The organism is Polaribacter sp. YIW18 (assembly GCF_057219325.1).
Genome location: NZ_JBXVVE010000004.1, coordinates 261,514 through 273,823, shown reverse-complemented (window position 1 = coordinate 273,823; position 12,310 = coordinate 261,514). Strand labels below are relative to the sequence as shown.

Below are 12,310 nucleotides of genomic sequence, written 5' to 3'. Positions count from 1 at the left end.
TTATTCGGTTGTTTTTAAAACACGAATCAATTTCTCATTCTCCAAATTCGTTCCAATTGTAAAACGCAATGTGTTTTCACATAAAGGTTGGGTAGTTCTGTTTCTAACTACAATACCTTTTGCAACCAATTGATTGTAACGTTTTGTGGCATCGTCTACTTTTACCAAAACAAAATTACAATCTGTTGGGTAAATTTCTTTGATAAAATCGATTTCTTTTAAACACACAATTAATTGATTTCTTTCTGCTTTAATCTTACCAATTTCTTCTTGTACTTCTTCTACCTTTTGCAAACGTTCAATAGCCTTTTGTTGTGTTAATTCGTTTACATTATACGGTGGTTTTATATTGTTTAAAACAGCAATTATTTGTGCAGAAGCATAACATACTCCTAATCTTATTCCTGCCAAACCATAAGCTTTAGAAAGTGTTTGTGTGATGATTAAGTTTGGAAATGCTGTTAATTTTTCTAACCAACTTTTTTCTTCAGAAAAATCGATATAAGCTTCATCAATTACTACTAAACCATTAAATTTCTGTAATAATTCTTCTATTTTTTTAGATGTAAAACTATTTCCTGAAGGATTGTTGGGTGAACATAAAAACAAAATTTTACTTTTTGCATCTACTTTTGCTAAAATTTCATCAACTTTTGGTTGAAAATCTTGCGTTAATAAAACTTTTCTGTTTTCTATATTGTTGATATTCGCTAGCACTGAATACATTCCGTAAGTTGGTGGTAAAGTAATGATGTTATCTTCTTTTGGCTCACAAAATGCTCGGAAGATTAAATCCAACACTTCATCACTACCATTACCTAATAAAATATGCTTTTTTGAAACATTGTTAATAGCAGACAATAAGTCTTTTACTGAATTTTGCTGCGGATCTGGATACCTATTTACTCCATTTTCAAATGGATTTTCATTGGCATCTAAAAACACCATTTTATCTGATGAAGCATCTTTATATTCGTCTCTTGCAGAGGAATAGGGTGTAATGCTTTTGATGTTTTCTCTGATGAGATTTTTTATGTTGAAATTTGTCTTCATTACTTTTTCTTGTCATTCCTGAGAAAGCAGGAATCTATTTTACTGTGGATTCCCATTTTCATGGGAATGACATTCTATTTTAAATCATTTAAACGTAAAGTTACTGCATTTTTATGCGCCTGTAAGCCTTCTGTTTCTGCCATTAGTTCTATAGCATTTCCTATGTTCTGAATTCCTGTTTTACTAATTTCTTGAAACGTAATACTTTTTGTAAAACTGTCTAAATTTACACCAGAATATGCTTTTGTAAATCCGTTTGTTGGTAATGTATGGTTGGTTCCAGAAGCATAATCTCCTGCACTTTCTGGAGTATAATTTCCAATAAAAACAGATCCTGCATTTTCTATATTTTGTATATAAAAATTGTTATCATTGGTACAAACAATAAAGTGTTCTGGGCCATATTCGTTAATTAATTCTAATGCAGTTTCATTTGTTTCTAAAAAAATTGACTTTGAGTTTTCAATAGCTTTTTGCGCTATTTCTTTTCTTGGTAGCTCTAAAATTTGTGTGTTGATTTCTTTTTCTACTTCTGATATTAATTTTTTAGAAGTAGATACCAAAATAACTTGAGAATCTACACCATGTTCTGCTTGACTTAATAAATCTGATGCTACAAAACTTGCCTTTGCAGAATCATCTGCAACTACTAATAATTCGCTTGGACCTGCAGGCATATCTATAGCTACACCAAATTTGGTTGCCAATTGTTTTGCCACTGTTACAAACTGGTTACCTGGACCAAAAATTTTATAGACTTGCGGTATATTTTTAGTACCAAAAGTTAAACCAGCAATGGCTTGGATACCACCCACTTTTACAATTTTAGTTACACCACATAAATTGGCTGTATATAAAATTGCTGGGTGAATTTTACCTTGTTTATTAGGTGGAGAACACAACACAATTTCTTTACACCCTGCAATTTGTGCTGGAATTGCTAACATTAAAACTGTTGAGAATAATGGGGCTGTTCCACCAGGAATGTACAAGCCAACTTTTGTAATAGGTCTTTTTTCTTGCCAACAAGAAACACCAGTTGCAGTTTCTACAGCTACTTTTACTGTTTTTTGTGCTGTATGAAAATTAGTAATATTTGTTTTTGCTAGGGTAATAGCCTGTTTTAAATCTTGAGAAACCAAATTGATGGCTTCTTCTATTTCTGCATTAGAAACAATATTATTTTCTAAGGAAACACCATCAAACTTTTGTGTGTATTTGTTAATTGCTGTATCTCCATTCTTTTGAATTTCAGCAAAAACCTCATGTACGATACCTTCTATATCATCAACAGTTTTTGTAGGTCTTTCTAGAATTTGTTTCCAGTCTTTTTTTGATGGATTACTAATTACTTTCATCATTCTATTCTCTTATTAACATGCGTGAGCGTTAGGGATTGTAGCAACTGTTTGAGCTCTTTTTTCTTTTTCAGAAAAAAAGCGAGTGCGAAAAGCCCGTTAAAACGCCCAAAAAAATATCATCTTGTTTATAATATTAGATGCTGAAACAAGTTCAGCATACTTTAAATTTATAAACTAAATTTAAAGTACCATTTTTTCGATTGGACAAACTAAAATACCTTCTGCACCATTGGCTTTTAATTCGTCTATAATTTCCCAAAACTGATTTTTAGAAATTACGGTGTGTACAGAACTCCACCCATTTTCTGCCAATGGCAAAACTGTAGGACTTCTCATACCTGGTAATAAGGCCAAAATTTCATCTAATTTTTCGTTGGGTGCGTTTAACAAAATGTACTTAGATTGCCTTCCTTTTAATACCGATTGAATTCTAAATTGGATTTTCTCTAAAATGGCTTTTCTTTCTGCAGAAATTTCTGGAGAAACTGCCAAAACAGCTTCTGATTTTAATAATACTTCAATTTCTTTTAAACCGTTTTTAAATAGCGTTGAACCACTTGAAACGATATCGCAAATACCATCTGCCAACCCAATATTTGGGGCAATTTCTACAGAACCATTAATAATGTGCAAATTTGCTTCTATATTTTGTGCTGTTAAAAACTTTTTAACAGTTTCTGGATACGAAGTTGCAATGCGTTTGCCTGCTAAATCTTTTAAAGAACTGGCTTTAGATTCTTTAGGAACAGCAATAGAAACCTTGCATTTAGAAAAATCTAAGCGTTCTACAAATTCAATATTGTTTCCTTTTTCAATTAAAACGTTTTCGCCAATAATGGCTGCATCTACCACTCCATCTTGTAAATATTGAGGAATATCTCCATTTCTTAAATAAAATACTTCTACAGGAAAATCTCTAGCTGCTGCTTTTAATTGGTCTTTACCATTGTCTATAGAAATACCAATGTCTTTTAAGATTCTCATAGAATCTTCATTTAACCTTCCTGATTTTTGTACTGCAATTCTTAAGTTGTTCATTTTTGTTTTTTATGTTGCCTGAGCAAATTTGGTTTAGATCCCTGCCTTCGCAAGAATGACAAATTTATTGTTTTATTGATCCTGACTTTCTTCAGGGTTATTTTAAAATCATTTTATGATTTTAAAATAAAAAACCCGTTTGATTTTCTCAAACGGGTTTGTATAATATATTAGACTTTATTCAATACATTTCTACATCGCTTGAGAGCAATTATATAAATGATGATGGTTTTGAGTAAAGTTCATTTTTTTTTGTTTGTGCAAATATCTTAATTTTATTTCTTTAAATCAAAATGATTTTTGTAAAATTTTTGAATCGGGTTCAATATTTATCAAAATTGTCGTTTTTGTTAATTTTTGATTTGAAATATTCAAGATATTATCCTTTACCTTCTTAAAAAAAATATAAATTCTTTAATTTATATTTAACAAATTAAAATTTGACTATTTTAGAAATATGTTAATGGAACAAAAAAAAGCTCAAGAAAATAAATTCTTGAGCTTTTTTGTTTTTATAATTTAACTAAAATTATGGTCTGTAATTAATTTTACGCATACGTAAGCTTTCTGGAGTTACTTCTAAATACTCGTCTGCTTTAATATACTCCATACATTCTTCTAAAGAGAAATCGATTTTTGGTGCAATTTTTACACTATCATCTGTACCTGAAGAACGAACGTTGGTTAATTTTTTACCTTTGATAAGGTTTACACCCATATCATCAGACTTTGCGTTTTCTCCCACAACCTGACCAATGTAAATATCTTGATTAGGATCTATAAAGAAACGACCTCTGTCTTGTAATCTATCAATTGCATAAGCTGTTGCTTTACCTGCTGCAGATGATACAATAGCTCCTTTTATTTCTTCGGAGAAATCGCCTTTATAAGGCCCGTACTCTGAAAATCGGTGGTTTATAATTGCTTGACCAGCTGTTGCTGTTAAGATTTTATTACGTAAACCAATTAATCCTCTAGAAGGAATTGTAAATTCTAAATGTTGTAAATCTCCTTTTGGCTCCATAATTAACAAGTCTCCTTTTCGTAAAGAAACTAAGTTAATTGCTTTAGAGGCTACATCTTCTGGCACGTCTATAGAAAGTGTTTCGTAAGGTTCTGATTTTACACCATCTATTTCTTTAATAATTACTTGTGGTCTTCCTACTTGTAACTCGTAACCTTCTCTACGCATGGTTTCTATTAAAACGGATAAGTGTAAAACTCCACGTCCGAAAACATTAAATTTATCTTCAGAATCTGTAGTATCTACTCTTAAAGCTAAGTTTTTTTCCATTTCTTTAAACAATCTGTCACGTAAATGACGAGATGTTACAAACTTACCTTCTTTACCAAAAAATGGCGAGTTGTTAATGGTAAACAACATACTCATTGTGGGTTGGTCTACCTCTATTCTTGGTAAGGCTTCTGGGTTTTCTAAATCTGCAATGGTATCACCAATTTCAAAACCTTCTATACCTGTTATTGCACAAATGTCTCCACTTCTTACTTTTTCTACAGAAGCTTTACCCATTCCTTCAAAAACGTGCAATTCTTTAATTCTTACTTTTTTGGTAGAACCATCTGCTTTCATAAGCATATAGTCTTTTGCTATTTCTAAATCTCCTCTAAATACACGTCCAATTGCAATTCTACCTGTAAAAGCAGAAAAGTCTAAAGAGGTAATTTGCATTTGTGGAGAACCTTCTCTATAAGGTGCTTCTGGAATAGCTTCTAAAACAGCATCTAATAAAGGAATAATATTGTCTGTTGGTTCTTGCCAATCTGTAGACATCCAACCATTTTTTGCTGAACCGTAAATGGTTGTAAAATCTAGTTGTTCTTCTGAGGCTTCTAAAGCAAACATTAAGTCGAACACTTTTTCGTGTACTAAATCTGGAGTACAGTTTTCTTTGTCTACTTTATTTACAACCACAATTGGTGTTAAACCTAATTCTATCGCTTTACCTAATACAAAACGAGTTTGTGGCATTGGGCCTTCAAAAGCATCTACCAATAACAAAACACCATCTGCCATTTTTAATACACGTTCTACTTCTCCTCCAAAATCGGCGTGACCTGGTGTGTCTATTACATTAATTTTTACATCTTTGTAATTTACAGATACGTTTTTAGAAAGAATGGTAATTCCTCTTTCTCTTTCTAAATCGTTATTATCTAACAATAAATCTGTACGCTCTTTACGATCGTCTAAAATTTTTGCTTGATCTATAATTTTGTCTACCAAAGTAGTTTTACCATGGTCTACGTGGGCAATAATTGCGATGTTTCTTATTGATTGCATTTGTGCTTTCTTAAATTTCGTGCAAAAGTAGTTGTTTAGACACGAATTATACGAAAAATAGCTAATTATTTTTACGTTGTACTTTTTTAATGCCTTAAAAACAGGTTTTTATAGAGTTTCTTTTACTTTGATGTTAGCAAAAATCTTCTAGATAAGTGCGTTAGCGATTGCAATGGAAAGCCCACAGTGAGTTTACGAACGAGGACTTGTAATGGAAAGCGCGACCTGAAAGGGAACGCCCAAATTATTTTATTTGTTATCTGTTTCTGGATCTTCTTGAAAGGCAGATGGTAAAATATCTGGTATTAATTTGATTAATAAGGGTAGTAATAATGCGCCTCCTGGAAGCATAAAAACCGTAAAAGCGGGTATGGCTTTGCAAATATCTAACAGTTGAATTTTAATTTTTTGCTTTTCTTCTTCTGTTAAATGCGAGTGTGTAGATTTTTTAATTAAATGGTAAGCTTCTTTGCTTTGTAACAACTCTTGATGTAACCTCAGTTTATTTCTATGAAGTAACTGTTTTATTTCTTCTACAGTTTGCATTATAATTTTCTACGTTTTCTTTCTGCTTTTAACAGGTTTAACTCTCTACTTGTTTGCCCTGCAACTGAAGTGTTTTCTTCTGCACGTCTAATTAGATAAGGCATAACATCTCTTACTGGCCCAAAAGGTAAGTATTTTGCAACATTGTATTGCTGGTTTGCAAGGTTGTAACTTATATGATCGCTCATGCCAAATAGTTGCCCAAACCAAAGTCTTACATCGTTTTTACTAATTTTGTATTTGTCTGCTAATTCCATACCTAAATAAGAGCTTTTTTCATTATGTGTTCCTATAAAAATAGCCATATTTTTGTGTTCCATCATGTATTTTACAGCTTCATCGAAATTAATGTCTGTGGCTTGTTTGTGTTCGCAAATTGGTGATGGGTACCCTTTTTCTTCGGCTCTTTCTCTTTCTTTTTCCATATAAGCACCTCTTACCACTTTTATACCGATATGAAACCCTTTTTGGAGAGCTTTTTTGTGCAGTTTTTTTAAATAGGCAAGTCTATCATGCCTATACATTTGTAAAGTATTAAAAACTATGGCTTTTTCTTTGTTGTAAGTTTCCATTAATTGCTCTATTAATTGATCTGCTGCATCTTGCATCCAACTTTCTTCTGCATCAATTAATAAGGGTACATCTTTCTCTAATGCTACTTTACATACTTTGTGATAACGCGCTTCTACTCTAGCCCATTCTTTTTTTTCTTCTGTTGATAATTGGTTGCTTTCAGTAATTTTTTGATACAATGCAAATCGCCCAAAACCTGTGGGTTTAAAAACCGCAAATGGAATGGATTTTTTTTCTGCGCAAAAATTTACAATTTTTAAAACCTTCTCTAAAGCTTCATCAAAACTTGTTTCTTTGTCTTTACCTTCTACAGAATAATCTAAAACACTATGTACATTGCCATTGTTGTACATGTTTTCTATAATTGGCATACAGTCTTCTTCGGTAACACCGCCACAAAAGTGATCAAACACCGTTGTTCTAATTAAACCTTCTATAGGTAAATGTGCTTTTAAAGCAAAATTTGTTAATGCACTACCAATTCTAACTAAGGGTTGGTTTTGAATCATTTTAAACAAAAAATAGGCTCTTTCTAGCTGAGAGTCTGTTTTTAGTGCAAAAGCAACTTGTGTGTTATTAAAAAAATTCATTTGAAGCTATCAAAATTTAAAACAAAGATAGTTGAAGAGTATAAATAATTCAATAATTTCTAGTTAATTTGCACTTTCAATATTTTTATGATGAAATCTATAAAAGCCATAAGTTATCCTGTTCATTTTCAAGACAAAGCGTATAAAAAATTGTCTACTTTAGTAACTAAAAACAACTACTCAACTATTTTTATTTTGGTTGATGAGAATACTTTTGAGCATTGTTATCCTAAATTTATAAGAAATTTTAGTGCAGAAAACAGGATTGAAATAATAGAAATTGAGTCTGGAGAAATTAATAAAAATCTAGAAACTTGTATTGGTGTTTGGAATGCTATTACAGAATTAGGTGGTGATAGAAAAAGTCTCTTAATTACTTTAGGTGGTGGTGTTATAACAGATTTAGGTGGCTTTGTGGCTTCTTGTTTTAAACGAGGAATTGATTTTGTAAATGTACCAACCACTTTATTATCTATGGTAGATGCTTCTGTAGGTGGAAAAACAGGTGTAGATTTAGGAGTGTTGAAAAATCAAATTGGTTTGTTTGCAAACCCAGAAATGGTATTGGTAGATGCTGCTTATTTAGAAACAGTTACGCCTAGAGAAATAAAATCTGGAATGGCTGAAATTATTAAATACGGTGTTACTTACGATATTAAACTATTTAATGAGATAAAACAAAATAAAGACCTACATATCAAAGATTTAATATTTAGATCTATTGAGATAAAAAACGAAGTTGTTTTAGAAGACCCCAAAGAAAAAAACATACGTAAAATTTTAAATTTTGGTCATACTTTAGGACACGCGATAGAGTCTTTTTACTTAGAGTCTGAAAACAAAGAAAACTTAACACATGGAGAAGCTATTGCAATTGGGATGGTTTGCGAAAGTTATATGTCTTCTAAATTATTAGGTTTTCCTGAAGAAAAAGTTGCAGAAGTAAAAGAAGTAGTTCTAGCTATTTACGATAAAATAAATCTTTTAAAAGAAGATTTTGTTTCTATTATAGAACTACTTAAGCATGATAAGAAAAACGTAAACGGACAAGTAAATTTTGTGCTTTTAAACGATTACGAAAATTTTAAATTAGACTGTAAAGTTGCTGAAGAATTGATTATTGAGAGTATGGAGTTTTACAATTTGTAATTAAAACTCTCTTTTACCAAATTCACTATCAATAAACTTCGATTTATTTTTAGCAGCGTTAAACGTGTAAGATAAGTTTAGGGTAATCATATCAACTTCATACACATAATTTGTTGTGGTATAAAACTGATTAGCACTTGAGGTGGTAATGCGTTGTTCATTTGTTTTAAATAGCCCCATATCTATATTCTGCCACTGCAAAGTAGCCGTCAATCGATCTTCCATAAACTTTTTTCGAAACGTTAGGTTTGGTGAATAAAATCGAGAATCTTCACCCATAGCTGTAACCCTATCAGACAAATAATTAAATGTGAACTGCACAGAAGCATTTTGCCAAAAATTATAAGTAGTATTTAAATTGATAGAATAAATTGTGGAATTGGTATCAATATTATAATTACGTTCAACACCATCTCTATGTTTAAAATTTAAAACGCCATCAATATCATAATTATAAGCATTTACACCAATAAAGTTTGTCCAATTTTTTGAGACTTTCATTGTAGCTCCTACTTCTAAACCTATTGAATTACTATTTCCAACATTAGAATAGACTCTATTAATAATGCTATCGATTACAGCACCATTAGATTGATACGCTAAAGTATTTACTCTATTAATAACGTTCTTTACATGTCTAAAATACCCTGTTGCATAAATTGAATTTCCACCGTTTAATTTTTTAGTGATACCTAGTTCAATTAAATCAATAAATTCTGGTTGTAAAGTATTATCACCTTGTTCAAAAACCTCTGAATGCTCACGTTCTGCAAAACTATTCATTTTAAAAGTTGTAGTTCTTTCTACTCTTTTGCTATATGCAGTTTTAATATTTGTTTTATCATTAATTTTATATTGTAAGGATGCTGAAGGAAATAACTTTACAAAATCTAAATTGTAAACATTTTCTATTCCATCACTTTGCAATGTTTCTTTATATTCTCTATCCATTGACTCTAAACGTACACCAACATTATAGCTCCATTTATTTTTTGCTCCAGAAAGTTGTGCATATCCAGAATGGATTACTCTTTTTAAGCTTACATCACTAGAAAACTCTGGCACTAAATTCCCATCTCTTTCGTATACAAATTTACCTGTATGCTCTAAATTTCTAAATTGATATCCTGTTTCTAAAATCCCAAAAGAAAATGGTTTCCATTGATAATCTAAATTAAAGCGATTTCCATGCAAAGGATTATCATTAGTATTAAATTCTCTTTGATACACAATAGCATTATTAGGAAAACCTAAATTATCGTTCTCTGTTGGCCCACCTAAAAAAGTATATTCATATAAAATTGAAGTTGATAATTTTGAGTCATTGTTAAATTTATGAATATAATCAAAACTACCCAATGCAAAATCTCCTTTTCTAGTTCTTAAATTATGATTAAAATAGGTAAGCTTATACAAGCGATTGTTACTATTTATTGGAGAAACTGCATAATTATTATAGACAATATCGGCTAAACGATCTTTAGTTCTTTTTCCTGCAAAGAATCCTACAGAAAAATTATGCTTATCATCTGGAGTAAAATCGACGTTAAAACGACCATTGTATGTAACTTCATCAAAACTACGCTCACCATTAGAAGGCAAAAAAGTGGTTGTATTCTCTGGAGTATTAATGATAAACATATCTCCTTCTCTTCTACCTGTTTTGTCGTTTCTTTGATAACTTGCTCCAAAAGACAAGTTCCATTTACCAGACCTTTTATTAATTGTGGCATCTACACCAAAACGCTTTGCAGCAACTTGCGTATCGTAATCTTCTATAGATGGAAATCCACCTCGTAAATTTATTTGTGCAAAAGTACCATCTATAGCTCCTTTTTTTGTAATAATGTTTAAAATACCTCCTTTTCCCTCTGGATCATATTTTGCTGACGGAGCTGTAATTAATTCGATTTTTTCTATAGCATTGGCTGGTAATTGTGCTAAAATAGTACTTGCATCACCTTGTGTAGGTTTTTCGTTTATTAAAACTGTAAAACCTTTACTTCCTCTTACACTAATTTCACCCAAACCATTAATTGTTACCGATGGTAAATTACGTACTACATCAACGGCATTTCCACCAACTGTAGTTTGATATTTTTGGGTGTCAAAAACTTGCCTATCAATTTTATGAGAAACCATTTGTTTTTCTGCTCTTAAAACAACTTCGTTTAATTGATTTGCTGAGCCTAGAACAAGTTTAATAGTATCTAGGTTTATTAATGCTCCTTTACTTTTTGGATGTATACTTTTAATTACTTTAGTTTCATAGCCTAAAAATGTAACTTCAATATAATAATTACCAGGTCTTATTGCATCAATAATAAAAAAACCTTCTAAATTGGTAACAACACCTGTTACTAGTTTTTTATCAGCAACTTTATAAATAGCAACACTTGCATATTCTAAAGGGTAATTATCTAAAGCATCTACTACCTTACCTTTAATTTGTGCATTTATAGAAAAAATACTAAAAATTAAAGCAATAAAAAAAAGTGCATTTTGTAATTTCATGTAATTATTTTTTTTCAAAAATAAACAAGAAAAAATTACAAAACAGCACCTTTAATGTTTATTTTTTTTATGAAAAACTAGATGTTTTCAGCCAACCAATCTCCTACTTCTTTTGTGCCGTAAGATTTTTGTCCATCAGCTAAATCTTCTGTTACAACCCCTTTTTCTAAAGCTTTGTTTACAGCATCTCTAATTGCTTTACCCTCTTCTTGTAATCCAAAATTTTCGAACATCATTGCTGCTGATAATACAGTAGCCATAGGATTTGCAATATTTAAACCTGTTGCCTGAGGATAAGAACCATGAATTGGCTCAAACAAACCAATTTCTGCACCTAAAGAAGCACTTGGCATTAAGCCCATAGAACCAGAGATTACAGATGCTTCATCGGTTAAAATATCTCCAAATAAATTTTCTGTAATTAATACATCGTAACTATTTGGCCATTGAACCAAACGCATGGCAACTGCATCTACAAATTCGTAAGAAACTTCTACTTCTGGATAATCTTTTTCCATAGCCTGCACAGTTTCTCTCCATAATCTTGAAGTTTCTAAAACATTCGCTTTGTCTACACAACATAGTTTTTTACCACGAGTCATAGCCAACTCAAAACCTTTTTTTGCTAGACGTTGTACTTCTGCTCTTGTGTAAACACAATTATCAAAAGCGGTTTCGCCTTCTTCTCTTCTACCCTTTTCACCAAAATAAATACCTCCAGTTAACTCTCGTAAAAAGACCAAATCAGTTCCTTCAATACGTTCTCTTTTTAAAGGTGATTTATCTAATAATGATGGAAACGTAAATGTAGGTCTTACATTTGCAAACAAACCTAATTTTTTACGCATTTTTAACAAACCTTGTTCTGGTCTTACTTTTGCAGAAGGATCATTATCAAAACGTGGATGCCCAATAGCGCCAAATAAAACGGCATCGGAAGATGCACAAATTTCGTGCGTTTCATCTGGATAAGGCTCTCCAACTGCATCAATAGCAGCTGCACCTGTTAATGCTGGTTTCCAATTAATTTCATGATTGTACTTTTTTGCAATAGCATCCGATACTTTAACTGCTTGGTCTATTACTTCTGGACCAATTCCATCTCCTGCTAATAATGCGATATTTAATTTCATTTTTTTATTGTTTGTAGACTTTAGACTTTAGTCAAATGTAGCGCTGACTAA

9 protein-coding genes are annotated in these 12,310 nt (G+C 31.4%); 1 reads left to right on the top strand and 8 read right to left on the bottom strand.

The window, feature by feature from the left end:
* The 6 genes from hisC to AC2D6T_RS06555 all read right to left on the bottom strand — a co-directional run bounded on the left by hisC (position 1) and on the right by AC2D6T_RS06555 (position 7,463).
* Entirely contained in the window at positions 1-1,053 is a 1,053-nt protein-coding gene (hisC, locus tag AC2D6T_RS06580; RefSeq protein ID WP_484680900.1) for a histidinol-phosphate transaminase, read from the bottom strand.
* A 74-nt stretch (positions 1,054-1,127) separates the two neighbouring features.
* Positions 1,128-2,411 (bottom strand): histidinol dehydrogenase, encoded by a 1,284-nt coding sequence (hisD, locus tag AC2D6T_RS06575; RefSeq protein WP_484680915.1) that lies wholly within the window; start codon positions 2,409-2,411, stop codon positions 1,128-1,130.
* 183 nt (positions 2,412-2,594) lie between these two features.
* Positions 2,595-3,452 (bottom strand): ATP phosphoribosyltransferase, encoded by an 858-nt coding sequence (gene hisG / locus AC2D6T_RS06570; RefSeq protein WP_484680899.1) that lies wholly within the window; start codon positions 3,450-3,452, stop codon positions 2,595-2,597.
* 529 nt (positions 3,453-3,981) lie between these two features.
* Positions 3,982-5,754: a translational GTPase TypA gene (typA, locus tag AC2D6T_RS06565; RefSeq protein ID WP_484680898.1), complete on the bottom strand. Its 1,773-nt coding sequence runs from the start codon at positions 5,752-5,754 to the stop codon at positions 3,982-3,984.
* 249 nt (positions 5,755-6,003) lie between these two features.
* Complete coding sequence (locus tag AC2D6T_RS06560) at positions 6,004-6,300, bottom strand: LETM1 domain-containing protein (protein ID WP_298946718.1); 297 nt, start codon at positions 6,298-6,300, stop codon at positions 6,004-6,006.
* Entirely contained in the window at positions 6,300-7,463 is a 1,164-nt protein-coding gene (locus AC2D6T_RS06555) for a proline dehydrogenase family protein (protein WP_484680897.1), read from the bottom strand. The genes AC2D6T_RS06560 and AC2D6T_RS06555 overlap by 1 nt, the downstream gene beginning before the upstream one ends.
* A gap of 90 nt (positions 7,464-7,553) precedes the next feature.
* Here AC2D6T_RS06555 and aroB point away from each other — a divergent pair, with 90 nt between their 5' ends.
* Complete coding sequence (gene aroB / locus AC2D6T_RS06550; protein ID WP_484680914.1) at positions 7,554-8,612, top strand: 3-dehydroquinate synthase; 1,059 nt, start codon at positions 7,554-7,556, stop codon at positions 8,610-8,612.
* Here aroB and AC2D6T_RS06545 read toward each other — a convergent pair whose 3' ends face one another.
* Together AC2D6T_RS06545 and leuB are read right to left on the bottom strand one after the other, a co-directional pair.
* Positions 8,613-11,126, bottom strand: a complete 2,514-nt coding sequence (locus AC2D6T_RS06545) for a TonB-dependent receptor (RefSeq protein ID WP_484680896.1) — start codon at positions 11,124-11,126, stop codon at positions 8,613-8,615. It lies immediately after the preceding gene.
* A 77-nt stretch (positions 11,127-11,203) separates the two neighbouring features.
* Complete coding sequence (gene leuB / locus AC2D6T_RS06540) at positions 11,204-12,259, bottom strand: 3-isopropylmalate dehydrogenase (protein ID WP_298946711.1); 1,056 nt, start codon at positions 12,257-12,259, stop codon at positions 11,204-11,206.
* Positions 12,260-12,310 lie beyond the last annotated feature (51 nt).

Excerpts from the sequence above, each read along its gene's own strand:
- hisD (WP_484680915.1), bottom strand. The coding sequence starts at position 2,411 with ATGAAAGTAATTAGTAATCCATCAAAAAAAGACTGGAAACAAATTCTA.
- AC2D6T_RS06545 (WP_484680896.1), bottom strand. The coding sequence starts at position 11,126 with ATGAAATTACAAAATGCACTTTTTTTTATTGCTTTAATTTTTAGTATT.
- hisC (WP_484680900.1), bottom strand. The coding sequence starts at position 1,053 with ATGAAGACAAATTTCAACATAAAAAATCTCATCAGAGAAAACATCAAA.
- AC2D6T_RS06560 (WP_298946718.1), bottom strand. The coding sequence starts at position 6,300 with ATGCAAACTGTAGAAGAAATAAAACAGTTACTTCATAGAAATAAACTG.
- typA (WP_484680898.1), bottom strand. The coding sequence starts at position 5,754 with ATGCAATCAATAAGAAACATCGCAATTATTGCCCACGTAGACCATGGT.
- leuB (WP_298946711.1), bottom strand. The coding sequence starts at position 12,259 with ATGAAATTAAATATCGCATTATTAGCAGGAGATGGAATTGGTCCAGAA.
- hisG (WP_484680899.1), bottom strand. The coding sequence starts at position 3,452 with ATGAACAACTTAAGAATTGCAGTACAAAAATCAGGAAGGTTAAATGAA.
- AC2D6T_RS06555 (WP_484680897.1), bottom strand. The coding sequence starts at position 7,463 with ATGAATTTTTTTAATAACACACAAGTTGCTTTTGCACTAAAAACAGAC.
- aroB (WP_484680914.1), top strand. The coding sequence starts at position 7,554 with ATGAAATCTATAAAAGCCATAAGTTATCCTGTTCATTTTCAAGACAAA.